Raw genomic sequence first — 22,463 nt, forward strand, 5'->3', positions numbered from 1 at the left:
AATTAACCAGATAGTGGGAATTTTCGCGCACGGAGTACGACACGCAACAAATCCTTAACGGCCGCGTAACGAATCGTCACCACAATTCGCCATCTTTGACCATCAGGATGGAGTCTTGCATGTTTGCGTCACGAAGCCGTTTCCCGCTGCATGTCGCCGCGCTGTCGAGCGCGATCGTTCTCGCCGCGTGCGGCGGCGGCGACGATGTCGCCTCGACCACCCCGACCAGCGCGGCCATGCCGGCGCCGCCGGCCGATCCCGGTTTCGTCGACAGCGCGCCGGTTCCGAGCGTGCCCGCCTTCGTCGACAACGTCGCGACCAACCAGCGCGGCGACGCGCGCTACGCCACGCTGTCGACGAACGCCGCGGTGCGCGTGGTCAGCCGCTTCCTCGACCTGTGGCAGCCGTCGACGATGCTCGTCGATGCGGGCGTGAGCGCGCCGGCCAACGGCGCGTTTCCGGCCATTTCGCCGTCGACCTGCACGGGGCTGCCCGGCAACGGCACGCCGTGCGGCACGATCCTGAACGATGCGGTGCTGCGGGCGAACGTGCAATACGTGGTCAACGCGACGACCGCACGCACGCCGCAGCAAGCCGACGCCGCGTACTACGACGACCGGCGCGGCAAGGGCTACAGCGTGACCGACGGCATGGGGCCGCTCACTTCCGCATGGCGCACCGCCGCGCAGCAGACGACCAGCATCACCAGCGTGCCGGCCGACGCGACGACCGTCCTGTACAACGACACGGGCAACAACGTGGGCGTGGGCGGCAGCGCGAACGCGAGCTTCGGGAAAGTCGTCGACCTGCTCAACGAGATGGGCAACAACGCGTCGACCGAACCCGCGAAACGCTTCTACAAGTATGCGCGGCCGTACCGCTGGAGCACGGGTGTCGTCGTCGCCCCCACGCTCGTGCCCGCGGAAAGCACGACGCCCGCGACCGACGGCGGGTTCATCAGCGGCCACCAGGCGGAAGCGATGCGCGACGCCGTGACGATGGCGTGGCTCGTGCCGGAGCGCTACCAGGAAATGGTCAGCCGCGGCCTCGAACTCGGCGAGAACCGCATCCTCGCCGGCATGCACTCGCCGCTCGACGTGATCGGCGGGCGCATGCTCGCGCTGGCGATCAGCGCGGCCAATCTCGCGGCGTACGCGAACGACGCGCAGGCCGCCTACGGGCAGGCGCACCAGACGCTGCAGCAGCTCACCGGCACGACCGGTTCGACGTTCGCGGCATTCGCACGGTCGGGCACGACGGCGACCGACCGCTTCGCCGACTACGCGACGAACAAGGCGGCCTTCGCGCGCCGCATGACCTACGGCTTCGGCGCGCTCGACGCGACCGGTGCGCCGCCGGTCGTGCCGAAGGGGGCGGAGATCCTGCTGCAGACGCGTTTCCCGTACCTGGGCGCGGATCAGCGGCGCGTCGTGCTGAAGACCACCGAACTGCCGTCCGGCTACCCGGTGATGGACGATGCGGAAGGCTGGGGCCGGCTGAACCTGTTCGCCGCCGCCGACGGTTACGGCGCATTCAACGGCAACGTGATCGTCGCGATGGATGCGTCGAAGGGCGGCCTCAACGCCGCCGACCTGTGGCGCAACGACATTACGGGCACCGGCAAGCTGACGCTGCAAGGCAGCGGCGCGCTGACGCTGGCGGGCAACAACAGCTATACGGGCGGCACGCAGGTCAGCGGCGGCACGCTCGCCGCGGCGTCCGCGACGGCGTTCGGCAACGGCGACGTGTATGTCGGCGCCGGCAGCGGCATCCGGATCGCGGCGGGTGCGCCCGTCACGATCGCGACGCGCTATACGCAGCTCGACAACACGACGCTCGAACTCGACATCGACGGCAACGGCGGCGGCCGCCTGCGCGTGGGCGGCGCGTTCACCGTCGCGGGCGGCGCGCTGCACGTGAAGTTCGTGAACGGTTATGCACCGAAGGCCGGTGACACCATCGCGCTGATCGACGCGGCAGCGGGCGCCGCGAAATTCGCGACGGTGACCGTCGACGGCTTCAAGGCGACGCCGGTCTATACGGCGACGGGGGTGTCGATCGTGCTGTCGACGGCGTAACCGGCACAGCGATCGATCCGTGCGACGTCGCCTCCGACCGGCGGCGACGTCCATGCGAAACGACCGTGCGCCGCGTCTCGCTCGTTCCGACGAATGAAGCCGCGCGCGATAAATGCACCGGCTGAAGCGCGATAAATGGGTGGATGGAAAAATTTCACGTGGCTCAACTATATTTCCGCCAATGAAAAAGACCGGTCGGCTATGCCGACCGGTCCTATCAAATACGATCACTCCCCTGCAGCAGCCTCGATCGCGTCCGTATCCCACTTCCCACGTCGCGTTGCCTCCGCCAGCATGCCGAGCGTCAGCGGGTGGCGCTTCGGCGGCCGCAGCCGCTTCACGAACATCCCAATGAGCGACGACAGCAGTTCCTGGCCTTCCGGGCCGAAATAGCGCCGGTACGGGAACCCTTGGGCGTCGACGCCGAACGTCTCGGCCCACTTGTCGATGAACTCAACCCCATCCAGGCCAGTCACGCCGAGATCCTCCTCAAGCCGCGATTCCGGCTGAAGGTTCAACTGGCCACCGAACAATGGCCGGCCGAGTTCCTTACGGGTGAAGGCTTCAAAACGTTCCCAGGTATCGTCTTTCATGGCTCAGAGCACCCGATCCTCGGGCTTCACGAGTCGGTTGTAGGTCGTCACGGTATTGCGCATGATCAGGAACGCATCGCGAGCCAGGAACACCTCGCCTACGACCGGAATCGTCCGGCCGACCCACGCGCCGAGGCGGCGGGTGAAGGAGATTCGAATACCGGACAACCCGACGCCCGTGATCATCGGCAGGCGAAACGGCAGTATTTGGGGAAACAGTTTCCGGGCGGCAAGCGAGGCGACGGAAGTCCCCGGCGTAGCACCAGCGAACTTGCCCGGAACAGGAACGTCGCCCTCACCGAGCAACATTGCCGACGCGGCGGCCAGATCGTCCAGGCCGAGTTGCTTGCGTATCTCGTCGAGCGCCACCAGGGCAAAGGCGTCGACGGGCCGCAGATTGTGCCAGGTGCCGAAGGTGTAGCGGTTTTCGGCTATTCAATTTTTCTCCTGGTCCAGCAAGGGCGCTGCTCTCTCAGCGTGGCCCCCTGCGAAGGCGATACTTTACCGCATTGCCTCTGGAACAGCCCGGCCGGCGCGGCCGCCCGATCCCCGCTGTACACGATCAGCTCGCCGCGCGCGGCATCGCGGCCGCTCTTGCCTACCGTGTAGTTGAGGCTGGCCTTCTCCATCTCGAACCCCTCGAACACCCGCCGGATATCCGGATGGTCGTTGATGCTGACCATGATCTTGCCGGCGCGGGTCCGCATGGTGGCCGCCATCTGCTCGTACTCCTCGAACGGAAATGCAACGCCGTAGCCCTCGGTCTGCCAGTACGGCGGGGCGCAATAGAAAAACGTGTGCGGCCGCGAGCAGATTTTCCGGCCCGATCCCCTTGGATTTATCTCACTCCCCATCAGGCGAAGTGAAACGTAGCGCCATCGAACCCGGCGAGGGAGTCGAGCCCGGCTCCCCGGCTCCCTCCCGACTCCGGAATCATCTACTTGACGCCATTCCCGGCGACCCACTGAAAGCCGAGACCGGTGATCCCGTTCACCAGGCTCTGGAAATCCTGGAACCCGGGCGTGCCGAGATCGGGCTCGAGCCAGAACGGATGGAAGAAGAATGACGCGAAACCATCCCGAACCGTCAGCGCGTACTGTGCATTCGTGTAGAGATCCTGCCACGTATACGACAGACACGAGAACGGATCGATACCGCAGATGTTGTATTCGATGTTCCCGAGGTTCTCGGGCAGCACCCGTTGCCCGTAATAGTCGGTATTGATGATGTACGGGAAGAATTGCCCGACCGAAAAATCGTGATTCGGCGCGGTCGAATTCAGGTTCGGCTTATCCGACGTGTAGTAGACGACCCGTTGGTACGTCGTCTTGAACAGCGGCGGAACGGCCTTGATCGAAAGAGGCGACGACTGGTAGTGCGGCGCTTCCCACGCAAATGGAACATAGCCGTTCGTCGACAGTTCCAGCAGGCCCGCTTTCAGACGGTTCGATGCCCACTGTGTCGAATCTTCGTCCACCGGACGGTTCTGCGTCGCCAGCCAGAACTCGTAGTCATTGCCGCTGACCGCGTTGTCGATATTCGGCGTCGAATTGTATTGATGCGTGTAACCGTGCATCACGATACTGCCGCCCCGGATCAGCGCGTAATTGAGCGCCTGCTTCAGGCTGCTCGCCTGCGCGAGGTGTACGGTCAGCGGCACACCGCCGTTATAGGCGCCGAGCGGATCCTGGTACAGCGGGATGGTCGCAATCGAAAACGGAATTTTCTTGGAATACATGTAGTCGGTCAGCGTCTTCATCGACGACGAGGTCGTGAACGCGTTGACGTCTTCCAGACGCACCATCGCGCGATGCAGCACCGGCTGGTTGGTCCCGAGAATGTCATGCAGCAGATCGCAGATCACCAGGTACCGGTCGCGCGGCCCGATGTACGAGAACGGCATGTCGGCGAAGTACCAGAAATTGCCCGCGCGCATGACATACGGCGCCTGCGCACCGGTCTGACTGTCCTTGATGGTGACGAGTACACTGGCCTTCGTCGCGTCGGACACCGCGGTGATGCCGATGTCCGGGTCCGCGCTGACGACGCCGGTGCTCGCGTTGAACGCATAGTATTTGACCATGCTCATGTTCTTGTAGAGCACCGTGTCAAAGAAGTCCGGGTTCGGGTTGCTGCTGGTCGGCGCGTAGGCCAGCCCGCTGATCCCGCTAAAGGTGAATCCGTAGCGGGCCGTGAAGTTGTACGACGGATCCCACGCGACTTCCCACAGGTTGTCCTTGAACCAGACCACCGTCTTCGACGTCTTGACGACGTCCGACAGAAATGCGGCAGGAAGGGTGTTGTTGTAATAGTTCCCCAGGTAGAAAGTCGCCTGGTACTTTTCGACGGTTCCGGCCGTATAGCTGTCGACGGGCGCAAGCGTGACATTGGTGTTGAAATGGCCAAGCAGATTGCGCAGCATGATCGCGTAAGCCATGCCGAGTTTCGTGTACGGGTCGTTCGGTGGGGCGTCATAGAGCACGAGGACGTTCGCCGTGGTGGTCTGGGCGAGCACGGTGGATGGCATCTGGCCGAATGCGAATCCGAGCACCAGCACCCATGCGAGGATGAGCTTCTTCATTGTGATCTCCTTCGTGCTTAGTCGCGCTGAATGTCGCCGTTGGCCCGACGATGTTTGCCTTCGTTGAAGGTCGGTCCCCTGCCATGCTCGCGCTCGGCATTCCGTTTCTCGTCTTCCGCCACGCCCGGCACGATCTCCGTCGCGACGGCCGCGCGCGGTGGCGGCTCGACGCGTTTGTGTGAGGCGGAAGCACCGGACGCTCCCGCGTTGCAAACGGGGCTCATCAATGCCGTCGCGGACAAGATCGCTGCACATGCTACGGCAAGCTTGAGTGGGGATTTCATTGGAGAACTCCTTTCACTGGTCTCTGCGTGAAAACCGGAGGTATGTCATCGGAACAACGCCTGGCCTGAGCATTGAGTGTCTGGCGATCGCGAACCCTGGGGGACGTCGATGCCTGAAACAACCTCATACGAATTGCGCCACGCATCGTCACTCGCGTGACGACGGAACCGCCACCGGCGTCGGTCACGTCGCCCTGTGATGACCGCGACTGCACCCGCAAACGGCAGACACCCGATGCGTGTGTCGAGCGTGCAGCTGCGGCCCTCGTTTGCTCATCACACCGACCACACATGCATTAACGATGCCAGGCACCGTTCCACCGAAGCGGGCCGGCAACAGACGAAGGAGGACGACATCGCAACGCAAAAAAAACGTAACGCCAAAGAAACGCGGGGCGGCGATGTACGGTGGTACCGGCTCCAGGGATCATCGATGCCGGCAGGGGGAGAGGAAATGCATTTCGACTCTGCGCCTGGTTTGCGGCCGAGCCGGTGGGGTGAAAAATGCTATGGATCACGAATCGTGTGGCTCGACGGCCTGCATGTAGGAACGTTTCGATCCTGAGAATTTGCGCTGTTCCGTGAAGACGGTCCTGTCTGGCGCAATTCGCCCATGGCCACGCGAACTTGTCCGGGAGCGTGAAACCTTTGTCGTATGACAAAAGACGATCTTCCTGCAATCGTCAATCAGCTACGAGGATGGCTTTCATCGCATGCGGTCATTTGGCGCCGCGCCTCGGCAGCGTGGCCTGACGATACGACGGCCGTGACGCGGCGGAGGTTGACACCGAACACGGCCGGCCAGGCCATGCGGCCGAATCCGTCCGCCAGAAAGTCGACGCCCGCACGTTCGCGGGCTGCGCGACGCCTGGCAGCACCTGCACGGGTGCGCACGCTGTCGAGCAGCGTGCGCACGTCCCATATCTAGCGCAGCACGATGCCGCGCCCCGATATCAGGCACAGGTTCACGACGATCGCCTGTAGTAATGCTGCGCCAGCGCGACCCAATACTGGACACCGGCCGGGATGATTTCGTCGTTGAAATCGTACTTCGGGTGATGCAGCGACGGTGCCGCCGCGCCCTCCGGCGCATTGCCGATCAGCACGTAAGCGCCGGGCCGCTCCTCCAGCATGAAGCCGAAATCCTCCGACGTCATGTTCGGCGGCACGTCGCGGTACAGGCGTTCGCCACCGAACGTGTCGCCGATCACCGCTTCGCACAGCGCCGTCTCGGCCGGCGTGTTGACCGTCGCCGGGTAATACTGGAAAAACTCGACGTCGACCTGCGCGCCATACGCGCGCGCCAGCCCCTCGCATGTGAGCTGCACATCTGTCTGCAGTTTCTGCTGCAACGCGGACGACAGCGTGCGGATCGTCCCGCGCAGCTCGACGCTGTCCGGAATGACGTTGTCCGTCGTGCCCGCATGGATCATGCAGACGGAAATGACCGCAGGGTCCACGGGATCCTTGTGCCGCGCGGCGATGGTCTGACACTGCAGCACCATCGAACACGCGAGCGGAACGGGATCGATGCCCAGGTGCGGCTGCGCCGCGTGCGCGCCCTTGCCGGTCACCTTGATCCTGAAGCGCGAGCCCGCGGCCATGATCGGGCCGGTACGCAATCCGAAATGCCCGGCGGGCAAACCCGGCCAGTTGTGCATGCCGAACACCGCTTCGGTCGGGTATTGCTCGAACAGCCCGTCGTCGATCATCTTGCGCGCGCCCGCGCCGCCCTCTTCTCCCGGCTGAAACACGAAATGAACGGCACCCGGCAATGGCGGCAGTTCCTTCAGGATGCGCGCGGCGCCGAGCAACATGACGGTATGGCCGTCATGCCCGCATGCGTGCATGATCCCGTGCGTGCACGATGCGTGCGCGAAGTCGTTGGCTTCCTGGATCGGCAGTGCATCCAGATCCGCACGCAGCACGATGCCGCGCGCCGGATCCGCACCGGGCAGGCTCGCGACGACGCCCGTGCCGCCCAGCCCACGCGATACCGCATAACCGAGCGCGTCGAGCTCGCGGGCAACGACGTCGGCCGTCCGGTGTTCTTCGAATCGCAGCTCGGGATGCGCATGCAGATCGCGCCGCAGCCTTGCCCAGTGCGCGTGATGCGCTTGCAGCGACGTATCGGGAATGACAGGTTTTTCCAATTTCGGCACCTTCCGAAAATAAACGGCTTCCAGTCCGTGCTGCCGCCGCGTTCGCACGCAGCGGCTGCGTCAGTCGTAAAAGCCGATGATCGACTTGATTTCCATGTAGTCCTCCATCCCTTCGATCCCGTACTCGCGGCCGTTGCCCGACTGCTTGTAGCCGCCGAACGGCGCCTGCGGATCCCATGCCGGATAGTTAAGATGCACCTGCCCCGCCCGGATGCGGGCGGCCACCGCGCGTACGCTTTCGTGGTCGCTGCCCTGCACATGCGCGCCGAGCCCGTACACCGTGTCGTTCGCGATGGCGATCGCCTCTTCCACGGTGTCGTAGGGAAGGATCGCGAGGACCGGACCAAAAATCTCCTGTTGCGCGATCGTCATGTCGGTGCGCACGTCGGAAAAAATGGTCGGCCGCGCGTAGAAGCCCCGATCGAATCCCGCCGGCCGCCCCGGGCCGCCGGCGATGAGCTTCGCCCGTTCGTCGATGCCTGCATCGATCATCTGCGCGACCCGCCCGAATTGCGCGCGATTGGCAAGCGGCCCATGCGTCGTCGCCTCGGCGAACGGATCGCCGACCATCAGCCGCTCCACTGCCGCGACGGCCAGCGCCTCGACCGCGCCGAGTACGGCGCGCGGCACGATCATGCGGGTCGGCGCGCTGCACGACTGGCCCATGTTCCTGAATGCGGCGGCCACGCCGGGTGCGATCGCCAGTTGCAAGTCCGCATCCGGCAACACGATGTTCGGCGATTTGCCGCCGAGTTCCTGCGCGACGCGCTTGACGGTCGGCGCGGCTGCCTGCGCGACCAGCACGCCCGCGCGGGTCGATCCGGTGATCGACACCATGTCGACCTCCGGATGCGACGAAAGCGCGGAGCCGACCTCCGCACCATTGCCGCTCACCAGGTTGAATACGCCTGCCGGCACCCCCGCATCGGCGATTACCTCCGCAAACAGCAATGCGCTGAGCGGCGACAGCTCGCTGGGTTTCAGGACGACCGTACAACCGGCCGCGAGCGCCGGGCCGACCTTCGCGGTGATCTGGTAGATTGGCCAGTTCCACGGCGTGATCAGCGCGCACACGCCGATCGGCTCGCGCACGATCGCGGTCGTCCCGCGTCGGGAAACGAACGGATAGCGCGCGAGATTGTCGCGCGCGACCCGGATATGCTCGGCCGCGAGCGGCACGTGCGCGGCGCGCGCATAGGCGATCGGCGCACCCATCTCGGTGGCCAGCGCCGTGGCGAACAGTTCCGCCCGCTCCAGCATCAACGCGTGGATGCGATCGAGCAGCGCGGCGCGCGCCTGCGGCGAAGTGGCCGACCACCGTTCGAACGCGCGGCGCGCGGCGGTGACGGCCCGGTCGGCGTCACGTGCGCTGCCGAGCGGGATGTCGCACACCGTGTCCTCGGTGGACGGACATACGACCGCGAACCGGTCGCCGCCGTCGGGCAGGACCCAGTCGCCGTCGATGAAGAAACGATCCAGCCTGCCGGCTTGCATCAGGTGACGAACGGGGGAAATGACGGATGAATTCATTGCAGGATGTCCTTGAGGCGGTGCTGCACGCCCGCGAACGGCACGAACGACAGTCTGCCGAAGCGGTCGGATAAAACGGGCCGATCGAAGCTTGTCGACAGGTTGAGAGCGGCGCGTCCGTCGACCGTCCGTCGACGATTCGCGCCATCGGCATGACCACGGTCCGCGCCGTGGCCGCCGTCGCCCCGCGTACTAGAAATCCGCGACCTTGCCCCACGCGGAATCGCTGAACCGTTCCGGCCGATACGGCACCGGGTCGACCAGCGGTTGCGCACCGGTCGCGAGATCCGCGATCAGATGCCCGGCGCCCGGCCCGATGCCGAAGCCGTGACCGGAAAAGCCCGCGGCAAGGATCAGCCCCGGCACACCCGGCACTTCGCCGATGCCCGGCACGCCGTCCGGCGTGCTGTCGACGAAGCCGGCCCATGCGTGCGTGATCTTCGCGTCGCGAAGTTCGGGAAACAGTTCGGCGGCGCGGCGGTGGGTCTCATTGACCGTCGGCATGTCCGGTTTCGGATCCAGAATGCGTACCGCCTCCATCGGCGTCGGTTCATCGAGCCGCCAGCGCTTCAGCGTTTCATGCCCGCCGCGCACGCCTTCGAGCCAGCCCGGCAGAAGATTGCGCCAGCGCTTCGCGAACATCGGCAAGAACTGCGGCGCGAATCGCAGGAACTGCGGCGTCACGTCCACGCGCGCGCGACCGCTGATCGCCAGCGCGTAGCGTCCGTCGCTGCGGCGCGTCACGGACACACCGGACGTATACATCGCACCCGGCAGCGGATGCTCGACAGGCGACACGCTCAGGATCGACTGACGGATCGACGCCTGCGGAAAGCGGATGCCGAGCTGGCGGCAGAACGACGACGCCCATGCGCCGCCGGCAAGCACGACCGTCCTGGTCTTGATGACGCCGGCCTCCGTGACGACGCCGGCGACACGCCCGCCCTCGAGTTCGATGCCGCGCGCCGCGCAGTGCTGGTGGACACTGCCGCCGAGCTTCATCAGTGCGGCGGCGACGGCCGGTGCTGCCTTCTCCGGGTCGGCCGTGCCGTCGGTCGGTGAAAAGACGCCGCCTTTCCACGTCCGCCCGGTCGCATGCCCGCGCTCGGTGGCCTGCTTGCGGTCGAGCATGTACGTCGTCACGCCCGCGGTCTTCGCGAACTCGCCCCAGTTGGCCCAGCGCGACAGCTCGGCCTCGTCGTTACTCAGATACAACAGCCCGCAGCGATGAAAGCCGGTGTCTTCGCCGGATTCGGCGGCGAATCGTTCCCACAGATCGATGCTCTTGCTCGCCATCGGCAATTCGCGTTCGTCGCGGTTCTGCTGCCGGCACCAGCCCCAGTTGCGGCTCGACTGCTCGGCGCCGATTCGCCCCTTCTCGACGAGCGCGACCGATACCCCGCGCCGAGCCAGGTAATAGGCGGTAAAGACGCCGATGATGCCGCCGCCGATCACGACGACGTCGGCCGATGCCGGCGGCGTGGGCGAGGTTTCTATAAGGCGCAGCGGTGGGGACATGGTCAGTCTCGTTCGGTTGAGGCACGTACGTTCTGCACGACGTAAAACTTCGCGACGCGTTCGCTGCTTTCCCACCCGATCGATGCGCCGCGCGGCACGAACAGCGCATCGCCGGTGCCGAGCGACAGCACGCTGCCGTCGGGGGCGGCGAATCGCACGCTGCCGGCCAGCAGGAGCATGAACTCGTTGACGCGATGCGGGCGAACGATCCGGTGATAGGGCGTCGAATCCCACGTACCGGCGCAATACCCGGCACCGTCGTCGAGGAACACGTTGTCGCTGCGGCATTGCGGTGCGGGGCCGAGCAGCACCTCGGGCGGCAGCGATGCGGAAGGCTTGAAGTCGGCGTCGGCCCGCAGCGGAAACAGGCCGTGTTTCGTCGGCGTCGTGCACGCAGCTGCGCAAAACATCAACAACACGCGCGATTCCGCGGTGATGCGAAGCGCCGTGCCGGCGCCGATGACTGCCCCTTCCCCCGGCCCGAGCACCAGCGGAGCGGCCCCGGCCGCTTCGAGCGTCAGCTCGCCTTCGATGACCGCGATCGTTTCGATGTGCGGAAAGCGCGCCACGTCGAGTTCGCCGACGAAGGCGATACGTCCCGCGGCCATCGAGTCGGGGCCTTCCCAGGCGATCTCCCGATGTCGCGCAAAAGGATCGCCCTCGCCGAATGCCTGCTTGCGGAACGAGGTGGAACAAGGCGCGCCGTCGGCACGATGCAACACGAAAGCTGCGGTCATTTCTGCTCCTCTGCAGTGCGCGGCGGCCGGATCGAAAACCGTCGCGCAATATTGGAAATCTCCGTTCGCCGGCGAACCCGCCGGAATCCCGTCAGGTGTGCACGCCGCCCGCGCTTGCGCCCGCGCGGCGTTCGGTGTGCGCGCGCGCCGACGTCGTGCGCGCCGATGCACCGCCCGGTCGCGCGACCACGCAATCGCGCGGCGTGATCCCGAGCACCCGCCGAAAATGCCGGCACAGATGGCTCTGATCGAAGAAACCGACGTCGGTCGCGACGACCGACGGCGCCACACCGGCACGCAACAGGTCCTGCGCGCGCCGCACCCGGACGAGGCACAGATACCGGTGCGGGGACAACCCGGTTTCGCTGCGAAAGCGCGCGGTGAAACGCGATACGCTCAACCCGGCCACCGCCGCGAGCGTGTCGAGATTCAGCGGCTGTGCGAACGACGCGTCGATCGTGCGCAGCACATCGCCGATCGCCGGCGAGACGGGCCGCGCGACGCGCGGCGTGCATGGCGTCGTGTCTTCGACCGAATCGCGAATCAGGTCGAGCATGCTGGCAGTCCTCATGTCGCCGCCTGCGGTGTCACGGCCGGCGAGGCAACGCCCGCTGACGGGCAAACGAAACGCGCTTTCATGTTGAATTCTCCCCGGCGCCCGCTTCAGTGCAGGAAATCCTGCACCCGGTAATACGCGCCGACGAACGGCAGGAACCACGCGTGCCCGAAATGTCCGGGCATCGCCGGCCAGTCGAGCTCGCGCCACGGATTCGAGGCCGTCGCGCCATACAGCACGTCGGCCATGACGCGGCCCATGTGCACCGACATCTGCACGCCGTGGCCGCTGTAGCCCATCGAGTAATAGAGTCCGTCGTGCTGGCCCGCGCGCGGCAGCCGGTCGGCGGTGATGTCCACCAGCCCGCCCCAGCAGTAGTCGAGCCGGACGTCGGCCAGTTCCGGGAAATAGCCGGCCATGCCGGCGCGCAGGATGTCGCCGCTTTTCGCGTCGGAGCGCGGGCTCGACATCGCGAAGCGGGCGCGGCCGCCGAACAGCAGCCGGTTGTCGGGCGTCACGCGGAAGTAGTTGCCGATCTGGCGCGACGTCACGTACGCACGGCGATGCGGGAACAGCCGGTTCAACTGCGCGTCGGCGAGCGGCTCGGTCACGACGATGAAGCTGCCGACCGGCGCGATGCGCCGCCGGAACCATCCGAACGGGCCGTGCTGCGATGCGCCGGTCGCGACGAGCACGCGATCGGCGACGATCCTGCCGCGCGTGCAGGTAATCGCGTGCCGCTCGCCGTCGAGCCGGTCCAGCTGCGTGACGGCCGCATGCTCGTAGACGCGTGCACCCGCGCGCACCGCCGCGTGCGCAAGCCCGACACCGAACTTGCCCATGTGCATCTGCGCACCGTTGCGCTGCAGGAGTCCGCCGTAGAAGCCGTCGGACGCGACTTCATCGCGAATCCGCTCGGGTTCGATCAGTTCGATGTCCGGATCGACGTCGCGCCGCAGCGCGTCGAACGTCTTCGCCAGCCCCGCGAAATGCTGCGGCTTCGCGGCGAGCTTCAGCTTGCCCGCGCGCCGGAAATCGCAGTCGATCGCGTGTTCGGCGACGATCGTCTCGACGCTCTTCACCGCGCTTTCGTATGCGCGATAGAACTGCTTCGCCGGCTCCGCGCCCATGCGCGCGGCCAATGACGCGTAATCCTGCGCGACGCCCGTATTGCACTGGCCGCCGTTGCGGCCGGACGCTTCGCCCGCGACCTGCGCGGCTTCGAGCACGACCACCGATACGCCGCGCTGCGCCAGCGCGAGCGCCGCCGACAAGCCGGTAAAGCCGCCGCCGATCACGACCACGTCGGCGCGCCCTTCGACGGGGCCCTCGCAGCCCGCGCGAAATGCGGGGCGGGTATCCAGCCAGTACGATTCGAATTTCATCGGGTCCTTCTCGAGCTTGTTGGCGACGACGATCGGCTGCCGTTCACGGGAAATCATTTAATCACCATCAAAAACCGCAGTTGCCGCGTATTCGCGCGCGGCACGCGCGCAAATCGCCGTTTTGCGCGACCGCCGCAGCAGACTATGCGGTGCACCGGCCGCCACGTCGCGCGCGCCGAACGGCGGCGTGTCGCGCATTACAGCTGCACGGGCTGCCCGGGCGCGGCACCCGCCTGCGTCGGCTCGGCCTGGAAGCGCGCCAGGTCTTCCTCGTTGCGATGGCACAGCACCTGCGCGCCGTTGTCGAGCTTGCGCAGCACCGGTGGCGTCCGGTTGCAGACGCCGTCCACCCGCATCGCGCAGCGCGACAGGAACGGACACAGCTCGCCGTCGTCCGCGCGCTCGCCGATCGGCACCAGCGGCCGATGGCAGCGCTCGGCCGCATCGTCGAGCCAGCCCGCGCGCAGCTCCGGCGCGGACGACACGAGCAGGTGCGAATACGGGTGATAAGGCGGCGCGCACAGCGCGTCGCGGCTGCCCGTCTCCACGCGGCGGCCCGCATACAGCACGACGATGTCGTCGCTGATCGCGCGCACCTTCGCGATGTCGTGCGTGATGAACACGTAGGACACGCCGAGCTTCGCCTGCAGGTCGCGCAGCAGGTCCATGATCGCGGCGCCGACCACGGTGTCGAGCGCCGACGTGACTTCGTCGCACAGGATCAGGTCGGGTTCGGCCGCGAGCGCGCGCGCGAGGTTCACGCGCTGCTTCTGCCCGCCCGACAGCTCGCCGGTGCGCCGCGCGGCCACCGCCTGCGGCAGCCGCACGAGTTCGAGCAGCTCCGCGACGCGCTGCCGCGCACGCGCGCCCTTGATCCCGTGGTAGAACGCGAGCGGCCGCGCGAGCGTGCGCTCGACGGTATGCACCGGATTGAGCGCGGTGTCGGCGTTCTGGAACACGATCTGCACCCGGCGGTGCTGCTCCTTGGTGCGCTTGCCGATATCGCGCGCGAGCGGCTCGCCGTCGAGCAGGATCTTCCCGGCCGCCGCCGGCACCAGGCCCGCGATCACCTTGGCGAGCGTCGTCTTGCCGGAGCCCGATTCGCCGATCACGCCGACCGTCTGTCCGCGCCCGATGCGCAGGTCGACTTCGTTCAGGATCAGCTTCGCAGGCCAGCCCTTCGCGTTGCGGCCGCCGTAGCCGGCGACCGCGCCGCGCACCTCGAGCAACGGCGCCGGGTCGGCCGGCGCCGGTTTGCCGTCGCGTTGCGCATCGTTCGGCGTGACCGCCGCGATCAGGCTCTGCGTGTACGGGTGCGCCGGTGCATGCAGGATCTGTTCGGTGTCGCCCGTCTCGCGGATCACGCCGTCGCTCAGCACGACGATCCGGTCGGCCATCTGCGCGACCACGGCCAGGTCGTGCGACACGTAGACCGCGCTCATCCCGTAGCGCCGGATCACGCTCTTGAACGCCTGCAGCACGTCGATCTGCGTGGTGACGTCGAGCGCCGTGGTCGGCTCGTCGAGAATCACGAGCTCCGGATCCGTGATCAGCGCCATCGCGGCCATCAGCCGCTGCAACTGCCCGCCCGACACCTGGTGCGGATAGCGCTTGCCGATCGTCTCCGGCTCCGGCAGCGCGAGCGCGCGGAACAGCTCGACCGCCTTTGCCTGCGCCTCGCGCTTCGACATCGTCCGGTGAATCAGCGCGCTCTCGATCACCTGGTCGAGGATCGTGCGTGACGGGTTGAACGAGGCAGCCGCGCTCTGCGCGATATACGCGACCTTGCGGCCGCGCAGCGCGGCCAGGCCCGACGCCGACAGCCTGCAGACGTCCGTGCCGCCGATCTTCACCGAGCCGCCGGCAATCCGGCAGCCGGTGCGCGCGTGGCCCATCAGCGACAGCGCGATCGTCGTCTTGCCCGAGCCGGATTCGCCGATCAGCGCGAGCACCTCGCCGCGCCCGATCTCGAAGTCGACGTCGTGGACGATCGTCGTTTCCGCGGCGCCCGGGCGACCGCCGACAACGCGCAGCCCGCGCACCTCGACGAGCGGAGTCGATTGATCTCGCATCAGTGTTCTCCGGCGGCCGCGGCCGCGCCCTTGCGGCGGCCGCGATGCGGCAGACCGTCGATCAACAGGTTGACGCCCACCGTCAGGATCGCGATCGCGACCGCGGGCATGATCGCGACAGCCGAACCGTCGCCGAGGCTCGCGATGTTCTCGCGCACGAGCGAGCCGAGGTCCGCATACGGCGGCTGCACGCCGAGCCCGAGAAAGCTCAGGCCGCTCAGCAGCAGCACGACGAACGTGAAGCGCAGGCCCGTATCGGCGAGCATCGGATGAATCATGTTCGGCAGCATCTCGACGCACGCGATATACAGCGCGCTCTCGCCGCGCGCCTTCGCGACCTGCACGAATTCGAGCGTGCTGATGTTGACCGCCAGCGCGCGCGCGATCCGGTACGAGCCCGGCATGTAGCTGACCGCGGCGGTCAGGACCAGCAGCGGCAGCGACGAGCCGAACGCGGCGACGAACATCAGCGCGAACATCTTCGACGGAATCGACGTGAGCGCGTCGAGCAGCCGGCTCATCGTCTCGTCGACCGCGCGGCCCGACACGGTCGCGAGCAGCCCGAGCGTCGTGCCGGTCAGCGCGGCGAGCAGCACCGCGGCGAGCGCGAGCAGCACGGTCAGGCGCGTGCCGTACAGGATCCGGCTCAGCATGTCGCGGCCGAGGAAGTCGGAGCCGAACGGCAGCTTCGCGCTGAACCGCGCGAACACGTCCGGCGTGACGATCGCGCCCACGTCGTGCGGCGCGAGCAGCGGGGCGAACACCGCGATGAACAGCATCAGCCCGACCATCGACAGGCCGACACGGCCGCCGGCCGTCAATTCGATGCGTGCGGAACGGCGCTTGCGCGGCTGGTCGGGGGCCGGGGCGGCGGGCGGCGTCGCGCCGCCCCACGGCGGGCGCGGTTCGCCGGACGGCGGCAGCGTGTTGCTGCGTTGAACGGGGTCGGTCGGGTGCATGGGCGGCATCTCGGAAGAAGGACGGGACGGTCAGGTCCGCAGTCGCGGGTTCGACACGATCGAGCACAGGTCGGCGAACAGCACGAGCGTCAGGTAGGCGACGCAGAAGATCATCGTGCACGCCTGGACCAGCGGGAAATCGCGGTTGCTGACGGCGTCGACCATCAGGCTCGCGAGGCCCGGATAGTTGAAGATCGTCTCGACGACGATCACGCCGCCGAGCAGATACGACAGGCTCAACGCGATCGCATTGGCGATCGGGCCGATCGCGTTCGGCAACGCATGGCGCAGCACGACGCGTGCGGGGCTCGCGCCCTTGAGCACGGCCATCTCGACATACGACGCGCTCAACTGCTCGATCACCGCGGCGCGCGTCATGCGTGCCATCTGCGCGATCACGACCGCGCACAGCGTCAGCACCGGCATCGCATACGCACGCAGGAAATCGTGCAGGCTTTCGATCTCGCCGCTGTACGACAACGCGGACAGCCAGCGCAGCTTCACGGCGAACACGAGCACGGCGACGGTCGCGATCAGGAATTCCGGCGTCGCGACGAGCGACAGCGTGCCGAGGCTGATCACGCGGTCGACCAGCGACTCGCGCTTGACCGCCGCGAGGATGCCGAGCAGCAGCGCGATCGGCACCGACACGGCGGTCGTGATCGCCGCAAGCGTGAGCGACTTCGGCAGGCGTCCGCCGATCATCTCCGACACCGGCATGTCGCCGGACAGCGAACGGCCGAAATCGCCGTGCATCAGGCCGGCGAGCCAGTGCGCGTAACGCACGTGCGCGGGCATGTCGAGGCCGAACTGCTGGCGCAGCGCGGCAACCGTCTCCGGTGTCGCCGACTGGCCGAGCGCGGCCTGCGCGGCGTCGCCGGGCAGCAGGTTCGTGATCGTGAAGATGATCGCGGACACGATCAGCAACGTCAGCGCGGTGACCGCGATGCGTCGGACGATCAGGCCGATGAGAATTCGGTTCATGAAGCGACACTCCCGAAAAGGCCGCGCGTGGCCGGCGCGGTCGCCCGCACCGGCCGCACGGCGGCCGCCAGCAACGACGTCACGCGTTCCACCACACGTGCTCGGCGAACATGAAGCCCATCATCCCGCCGGTCGGGATCGAACCGAGACCGGCGAGGCGCTTGTCGTAGCCGTCGAGGAAGCTGATGAAGGCCGGAATGCCGACGCGCCCCTGCTGCGACACGATCACCTGCATGTCGCCGTACATCTGCTTGCGCTTCGCGTCGTCGGTTTCCGAACGCGCGGCGAGCAGCAGCTGGTCGAACTTCGCGTTCTTCCAGCCCGACTCGTTCCACGGCGCATCCGACTTGAAGAACTGCGTGAACAGCACGTCGGCGCTCGAGCGCGGGTTGATGTTGCCGAAGGTTAGCGGGTGCTTCATCCAGTGGTTCGACCAGTAGCCGTCGGGCGACGCACGGTTGACCTGCAGGTTCAGCCCGATCTTCTGGCCGGCCTGCTGCAGCAGCACGGCCATCTCGACCGACCCGTTCGCGTCGGACGTCGCATACATCGGCGGCAGCGTGACGCCCAGCGCGCCCGCCTTCTGGAGCAGGAATTTCGCCTTGTCCGGATCGTGCGCGCGCTGCGGCAGCGACGCGTTGAAGTAACGATGCCCCGGCGGAATCGGCTGGTCGTTGCCGATCACCGAGTAGCCGCGGAACACCGCCGAGCGGATCTGCTCGCGATCGAACAGGTACTTCATCCCTTCGACGAAATCGGGATTCGAGACGATCGGGTTGTCGCTGCGCATGATCAGGTCGGTATAGAGGCCCGACTTGGTTTCCTTCAGCGCGTAGCCCGGCGTCGACGAGACCCGCTGCGTCGAGCGCGGATCGATTGCGTTGATCAGGTGCACGTCGCCCGACAGCAGCGCGTTCAGGCGCGCGGCGCTGTCGCCGATGCCGATCAGCTCGATCTCGTCGAGATACGGCCGGCCCGGCTTGAAGTAGCTGTCGTTGCGCACGCCGACGGTCGACACGCCCGGCTTGAACGACTTGAGCTTGTAAGGGCCGCAACCGATGCCGGTGCTGAAGTCGGTCGTGCCGTCCTTGACGATCACGAGCTGCGGCGTCGCGAGAATCACCGGCAGATCGGCATTCGCGCTGACCAGCGTGAGCGTGACTTCGTCCGGGCCGCTCGCCTTCGCGTCGGCGAACTGGTCGGCGAGCGGCTTGACCTTCGATGCGGTGGCGGCGTTCTTGTGGCGCATCAGCGAATACACCACGTCGGCCGGGCCGACCGACTTGCCGTCGTGGAACGTGACGCCCTTGCGCAGCTTGATGACCCACGTCTTCGCATCGGTGGTCTGCAGCGACTCGGCGAGGTTCATCTGCGGCGTCAGGCTCGCATCGAGCTGCGTGAGGCCGCTGTAGAACATGAAGAAACGAATGTAGTCGGCGCCGGTCGAGCCCTTGGCCGGGTCGAGCGTATCGGCCGTCGAACCCGATTCGTTCGCGACCCGGATCTTGCCGCCGCGTTTCGCCGCGGGCGCCGCGAATGCGGACGCGGGGTTCATCAGGAGTCCGCCGGCGCCGGCGGCCATCATGCCGCTCGCCGCCATGACCTTCATCATGTCGCGGCGAGTGAAACCACCGTTGCCGCCGCCGTTGTCGATATCGTCGCTCATCCGAACTGCTCCTGACTGTTGAAAGTGGGGTCTGGGGTCCAGCGTGGTTCTCGCATCCCGCAGTGCCCGCTTGCTGGTGGCGGGCGCAACGTCGTACACATGCAATTCATTTAAGCATCGCCAAAATGCGGTTTGTCGCGATTCGGGCCGCCCGCACGATACGAATCGACCGTTTTGAGCCGCCCGCGCAGCATGAATTGCTGCGTGCGCCCACGTGTCGCCGTGTACCCGGCGGCGTGTCGCGGCGGCTGCCCAACCCGTGTCGATGCAGGAAATCGTAAGGCCGCAGCCGCCGCAGATTGCGCCGACAAAATTGTCCGTTCGGCATCCGGCGCGCGTTTGGCACACGCAAACCGCACGTTTGTGTCGAATGCGTGTGCGCATGCCGATGACGGCTGAAGCGCGCGGTGTATTGCGGCAGATCGCCGCATGCGCGGGCGTCGACGGTGGGGATCGCGACGGGACGTCGCGCAGGAAAGTTCAGAAGAATGCCGCTCGATCGGAACGGCTTGGCGGGAAGACGGGAGGATGACGGGACCGCCGGGAAACCGGACCCGTGCGGTCGTGCGGTCGTGCGGTCGTGCGGTCGTGCAGTCGTGCAGTCGTCAGGCAGCGAGCCGGAATACCGATACGGCGGCCCGCAGGCGCGCCGCCTGCTCGTCCAGCGACGAAGCGGCCGCCGCCGCCTGCTCGACGAGCGCGGCGTTCTGCTGGGTGACTTCGTCCATTTGCGCGACCGCCAGCCCGATCTGTTCGATGCCGGTGCTTTGCTCGGCCGACGCCGCCGAAATCTCGCCCATGATGTCGGCCACCCGGTCGATCGACCGGACGATCTCCGTCATGCGCTCGCCGGCCGTCTCGACGAGCCGGCTGCCGCTGCCGGCCCGCTCGACCGACGCGTCGATCAAGCCCTTGATGTCCTTCGCGGCCGCGGCGCTGCGTTGCGCGAGCGAGCGGACTTCCGACGCGACGACGGCGAACCCGCGCCCCTCCTCGCCGGCCCGCGCGGCTTCCACCGCGGCGTTGAGCGCGAGAATGTTGGTCTGGAATGCGATGCTTTCGATCACGACGGTAATGTCGGCGATCCGCACCGACCCATCCGAGATCTGCCGCATCGTTTCGACGACCGCCTGCACGGCGGCGCCGCCGAGTTCGGTCGCATCCTTGGCCTGGGCCACGAGCGCATTCGCCTGGCGCGCATTGTCGGCGTTCTGTTTGACCGTGGACGTGATCTGCTCCATGCTCGCCGCCGTTTCCTGCAGCGACGCGGCCTGCTGCTCCGTGCGCTGCGACAGATCCAGGTTGCCTTGCGCGATCTCGCCGGTGCCGGTGGCGATCGAGTGGGTCGTGGTCTGGATCTCGGCGATGGTGTCGGTCAGCCGCGCCTTCATGTCGCCCAGCGCGACGAGCAGGCTGCCGGGCGCGGCGTGCGCCGTATCGAACTGCACGTCCAGTTCGCCGGCCGCGATGCGGGCGGCGATCTGCGTCGCATGCGCGGGCTCGCCGCCCAGCGTGCGCCTGACGCTGCGCAGCACGCCCCAGGCGATGGCCGCGAGCGCCGCGGCGATGACGAGCGCGACGGCGCCGAGCGCCATCGCGAGCCGGGCAAACGCCGCGTCGATGTCGTCGTAGAAAAATCCGGTGCCGATCCACCAGTTCCAGTCCGGAATCGCGACCACGCCCTGCAGCTTCGGCTCCAGGTCCGCGTCCGGGCTACGCTTGATCAGCACGTCGACGAGCGCGAAATGCGCCTGCGCCATCCCCGCGCGGTACGCCTCGCTGTCGGTCATGCCGCTGGTCGTGCGGTTGCCTTTCGCACGCGTGCCGATGAATTTCGCGTTCGGGTGCACGAGGTTGAGGCCGTCGGACGTCGTGACCCAGAAGTAGCTCTGCGAATTCGCGTTGAGCGCGGCCAGCGCGGCCTTGGCCTGCTGCTGCGCCTGCTCCTGCGTGAGCGTGCCGCTCGTCTGCAGCGCGCGATACGAATCGACCAGATGCTCGGCCTTGGTCAGCAGAATGACGATCTCATCGCGGCGGCTGTCGATCAGCGCGTCGCGCAGCGTGTGCAGCGACAACGCGGCGAGCAGGACGACGCCGAGCAGCGCCGCGGCGACGAGCATCAGCAGTTTGGTGGACAACTTCATGCGGGGGCCTCGAAATATTAACCGTTCGGTACATATATCGACCGGGGCGGCCCCGCCTTGAACGACTCGATATCGGTAATTACCCTCGTTTCGTACGCTGATCGAGCGCGTGACGGGGCGCGCCGGCATCGCGGCCGCGTCCCGTCGCGCGATGGATCGGCCGGCCCCGGCGGCTTACAGGCCGAGCTGCGTCGCGAGATGGCCGATATCCGACACTTCGTAATAGTTGTAGAACGGCGTGCCCGGCTCGTGGCCGCGATTGACGAACGCCTTGTGCTTGATGCCCAGATCCTCGGCCGTCATCAGGTCGTAGCGCAGGCTCGACGACACGTGCAGCACGTCCTCGGGCTTGCAGCCGAGCTTGCCGAACATGTACTCGAAGCCCTGCATCCGCGGCTTGTACGACTGCGCCTGCTGCGCGGTGAACACCGCATGGAACGGCGCGCCGAGCTTGTCGACGTTGCTCATGATCTGCTCGTCCATTGCGTTCGACAGGATCACGAGCTTGTACTTCGTCGCGAGCCGCGACAGGCCCGCCGGCACGTCCGGATGCGGGCCCCACGTCGGCACCGCATGATAGAAGCGCTCGGCCTCGGCCTCGTCGAACTTCACGCCGACTCGCGCGCAGGTGCGCCGGATCGCGTTGACGACGACGTCGCGGTACGGCTTCCACGCGCCGAGCACCTCGTCGAGCCGGTAAGCGGCGAACGCACGCACGAAATCCTCCATCGCGACCGGCGAGAGCCGGTCCGCGTAGATCTCGCGCGCCAGGTCCGCCATCTGGAAGCGGGTCAGCGTGCCGTAGCAGTCGAACGTGATGTACTTCGGTTCAAATTGGATCATGGTGACGTCCTGTCGGTGTGAAGCCCCGGCAGGGCCGGGGATGGGCTGGGTGGTACGAAATTGAATCAGGGCAAAAAACCCGGCGCACGTCGTTCGACGCCGCCCAAAACGCAGAATCGCCGCGTGTTGCGCGGCGCGGGCAGCACGATCTGCGGCGCTTGCCGGCGCGGTCCCGCCGCACCGGCGGGGCGGCGCGCCGGCAAGCGGCCGCGACACCGGTGTTTTCATCGTAGTGCCGTTCCCACAGCAGGCGCTGTCGGATTGACGGGCCGCGGCGGCACGATCCGCGCGTTCGCACGCGCCGATCGAGCCGGTTTGCGTCGATCTTGCACGGCCGCCCGCCGTCGCCGGAAAACAGGCGAATCATCCTA

General features: G+C 66.8%; 19 protein-coding genes. 1 reads left to right on the forward strand and 18 read right to left on the reverse strand.

Going from position 1 to position 22,463, the window contains the following annotated elements; all coding sequences use genetic code 11:
- Positions 1-119 precede the first annotated feature (119 nt).
- Complete coding sequence (locus ACTJLD_RS15720) at positions 120-2,078, forward strand: phosphatase PAP2 family protein (RefSeq protein WP_440659250.1); 1,959 nt, start codon at positions 120-122, stop codon at positions 2,076-2,078.
- A 227-nt stretch (positions 2,079-2,305) separates the two neighbouring features.
- Here the strand turns inward: ACTJLD_RS15720 and ACTJLD_RS15725 are convergent, their stop codons facing one another.
- The 18 genes from ACTJLD_RS15725 to ACTJLD_RS15810 all read right to left on the reverse strand — a co-directional run bounded on the left by ACTJLD_RS15725 (position 2,306) and on the right by ACTJLD_RS15810 (position 22,092).
- A complete protein-coding gene (locus tag ACTJLD_RS15725) occupies positions 2,306-2,671 on the reverse strand; it encodes a DUF1493 family protein (RefSeq protein WP_440659251.1) in 366 nt (121 codons plus the stop codon).
- A gap of 3 nt (positions 2,672-2,674) precedes the next feature.
- Positions 2,675-3,106, reverse strand: a complete 432-nt coding sequence (locus ACTJLD_RS15730) for an STM2901 family protein (protein WP_124815057.1) — start codon at positions 3,104-3,106, stop codon at positions 2,675-2,677.
- The gene (locus ACTJLD_RS15735; RefSeq protein WP_124815056.1) at positions 3,103-3,390 is read right to left on the reverse strand and encodes a DNA methyltransferase; all 288 of its coding nucleotides are present in this window, start codon (positions 3,388-3,390) and stop codon (positions 3,103-3,105) included. Before ACTJLD_RS15735 ends, ACTJLD_RS15730 begins: the two co-directional genes overlap by 4 nt.
- Before the next feature lie 218 nt (positions 3,391-3,608).
- Positions 3,609-5,252: a DUF2334 domain-containing protein gene (locus tag ACTJLD_RS15740; RefSeq protein ID WP_124544510.1), complete on the reverse strand. Its 1,644-nt coding sequence runs from the start codon at positions 5,250-5,252 to the stop codon at positions 3,609-3,611.
- 17 nt (positions 5,253-5,269) lie between these two features.
- Complete coding sequence (locus ACTJLD_RS15745; protein WP_124672355.1) at positions 5,270-5,536, reverse strand: hypothetical protein; 267 nt, start codon at positions 5,534-5,536, stop codon at positions 5,270-5,272.
- A 965-nt stretch (positions 5,537-6,501) separates the two neighbouring features.
- Positions 6,502-7,689, reverse strand: a complete 1,188-nt coding sequence (locus ACTJLD_RS15750; RefSeq protein ID WP_334010927.1) for a M20 aminoacylase family protein — start codon at positions 7,687-7,689, stop codon at positions 6,502-6,504.
- 69 nt (positions 7,690-7,758) lie between these two features.
- Positions 7,759-9,228 carry an aldehyde dehydrogenase family protein gene (locus ACTJLD_RS15755; RefSeq protein WP_440659252.1) on the reverse strand — a complete coding sequence of 490 codons (1,470 nt, stop codon included), beginning with the start codon at positions 9,226-9,228 and terminating at the stop codon, positions 7,759-7,761.
- 192 nt (positions 9,229-9,420) lie between these two features.
- On the reverse strand, positions 9,421-10,746 hold the full coding sequence (locus tag ACTJLD_RS15760) for an NAD(P)/FAD-dependent oxidoreductase (RefSeq protein ID WP_146253078.1): 1,326 nt from the start codon (positions 10,744-10,746) through the stop codon (positions 9,421-9,423).
- Between the two features lie 2 nt (positions 10,747-10,748).
- A complete protein-coding gene (locus ACTJLD_RS15765) occupies positions 10,749-11,483 on the reverse strand; it encodes a cupin domain-containing protein (RefSeq protein WP_060372550.1) in 735 nt (244 codons plus the stop codon).
- 91 nt (positions 11,484-11,574) lie between these two features.
- Positions 11,575-12,039 (reverse strand): helix-turn-helix domain-containing protein, encoded by a 465-nt coding sequence (locus tag ACTJLD_RS15770; RefSeq protein ID WP_174393764.1) that lies wholly within the window; start codon positions 12,037-12,039, stop codon positions 11,575-11,577.
- Between the two features lie 107 nt (positions 12,040-12,146).
- Positions 12,147-13,424, reverse strand: a complete 1,278-nt coding sequence (locus ACTJLD_RS15775; protein WP_059699669.1) for an NAD(P)/FAD-dependent oxidoreductase — start codon at positions 13,422-13,424, stop codon at positions 12,147-12,149.
- A 57-nt stretch (positions 13,425-13,481) separates the two neighbouring features.
- On the reverse strand, positions 13,482-13,622 hold the full coding sequence (locus ACTJLD_RS15780; RefSeq protein ID WP_226160106.1) for a hypothetical protein: 141 nt from the start codon (positions 13,620-13,622) through the stop codon (positions 13,482-13,484).
- Entirely contained in the window at positions 13,622-15,496 is a 1,875-nt protein-coding gene (locus ACTJLD_RS15785) for an ABC transporter ATP-binding protein (protein WP_440659253.1), read from the reverse strand. Before ACTJLD_RS15785 ends, ACTJLD_RS15780 begins: the two co-directional genes overlap by 1 nt.
- The gene (locus tag ACTJLD_RS15790) at positions 15,496-16,455 is read right to left on the reverse strand and encodes an ABC transporter permease (protein ID WP_027792823.1); all 960 of its coding nucleotides are present in this window, start codon (positions 16,453-16,455) and stop codon (positions 15,496-15,498) included. Before ACTJLD_RS15790 ends, ACTJLD_RS15785 begins: the two co-directional genes overlap by 1 nt.
- Positions 16,456-16,485: 30 nt before the next feature.
- Positions 16,486-17,439 (reverse strand): ABC transporter permease, encoded by a 954-nt coding sequence (locus ACTJLD_RS15795; RefSeq protein ID WP_048027389.1) that lies wholly within the window; start codon positions 17,437-17,439, stop codon positions 16,486-16,488.
- Positions 17,440-17,518: 79 nt separating this feature from the next.
- Positions 17,519-19,105, reverse strand: a complete 1,587-nt coding sequence (locus ACTJLD_RS15800) for an ABC transporter substrate-binding protein (protein WP_027792825.1) — start codon at positions 19,103-19,105, stop codon at positions 17,519-17,521.
- 605 nt (positions 19,106-19,710) lie between these two features.
- The gene (locus tag ACTJLD_RS15805) at positions 19,711-21,249 is read right to left on the reverse strand and encodes a methyl-accepting chemotaxis protein (RefSeq protein WP_440659300.1); all 1,539 of its coding nucleotides are present in this window, start codon (positions 21,247-21,249) and stop codon (positions 19,711-19,713) included.
- A gap of 174 nt (positions 21,250-21,423) precedes the next feature.
- Entirely contained in the window at positions 21,424-22,092 is a 669-nt protein-coding gene (locus ACTJLD_RS15810) for a haloacid dehalogenase type II (RefSeq protein ID WP_021156521.1), read from the reverse strand.
- Positions 22,093-22,463: the final 371 nt, after the last annotated feature.

The organism is Burkholderia sp. 22088, from assembly GCF_052045915.1.
Lineage (GTDB): Bacteria > Pseudomonadota > Gammaproteobacteria > Burkholderiales > Burkholderiaceae > Burkholderia > Burkholderia cepacia.

Bases quoted from the DNA above. Each gene is read 5' to 3' on its own strand.
- ACTJLD_RS15720 (WP_440659250.1), top strand. From the start codon at position 120: ATGTTTGCGTCACGAAGCCGTTTCCCGCTGCATGTCGCCGCGCTGTCG.
- ACTJLD_RS15725 (WP_440659251.1), bottom strand. From the start codon at position 2,671: ATGAAAGACGATACCTGGGAACGTTTTGAAGCCTTCACCCGTAAGGAA.
- ACTJLD_RS15735 (WP_124815056.1), bottom strand. From the start codon at position 3,390: ATGGCGGCCACCATGCGGACCCGCGCCGGCAAGATCATGGTCAGCATC.
- ACTJLD_RS15740 (WP_124544510.1), bottom strand. From the start codon at position 5,252: ATGAAGAAGCTCATCCTCGCATGGGTGCTGGTGCTCGGATTCGCATTC.
- ACTJLD_RS15745 (WP_124672355.1), bottom strand. From the start codon at position 5,536: ATGAAATCCCCACTCAAGCTTGCCGTAGCATGTGCAGCGATCTTGTCC.
- ACTJLD_RS15755 (WP_440659252.1), bottom strand. From the start codon at position 9,228: ATGAATTCATCCGTCATTTCCCCCGTTCGTCACCTGATGCAAGCCGGC.
- ACTJLD_RS15760 (WP_146253078.1), bottom strand. From the start codon at position 10,746: ATGTCCCCACCGCTGCGCCTTATAGAAACCTCGCCCACGCCGCCGGCA.
- ACTJLD_RS15765 (WP_060372550.1), bottom strand. From the start codon at position 11,483: ATGACCGCAGCTTTCGTGTTGCATCGTGCCGACGGCGCGCCTTGTTCC.
- ACTJLD_RS15770 (WP_174393764.1), bottom strand. From the start codon at position 12,039: ATGCTCGACCTGATTCGCGATTCGGTCGAAGACACGACGCCATGCACG.
- ACTJLD_RS15775 (WP_059699669.1), bottom strand. From the start codon at position 13,424: ATGAAATTCGAATCGTACTGGCTGGATACCCGCCCCGCATTTCGCGCG.
- ACTJLD_RS15780 (WP_226160106.1), bottom strand. From the start codon at position 13,622: ATGCGCGACACGCCGCCGTTCGGCGCGCGCGACGTGGCGGCCGGTGCA.
- ACTJLD_RS15785 (WP_440659253.1), bottom strand. From the start codon at position 15,496: ATGCGAGATCAATCGACTCCGCTCGTCGAGGTGCGCGGGCTGCGCGTT.
- ACTJLD_RS15790 (WP_027792823.1), bottom strand. From the start codon at position 16,455: ATGCACCCGACCGACCCCGTTCAACGCAGCAACACGCTGCCGCCGTCC.
- ACTJLD_RS15795 (WP_048027389.1), bottom strand. From the start codon at position 17,439: ATGAACCGAATTCTCATCGGCCTGATCGTCCGACGCATCGCGGTCACC.
- ACTJLD_RS15800 (WP_027792825.1), bottom strand. From the start codon at position 19,105: ATGAGCGACGATATCGACAACGGCGGCGGCAACGGTGGTTTCACTCGC.
- ACTJLD_RS15805 (WP_440659300.1), bottom strand. From the start codon at position 21,249: ATGAAGTTGTCCACCAAACTGCTGATGCTCGTCGCCGCGGCGCTGCTC.
- ACTJLD_RS15810 (WP_021156521.1), bottom strand. From the start codon at position 22,092: ATGATCCAATTTGAACCGAAGTACATCACGTTCGACTGCTACGGCACG.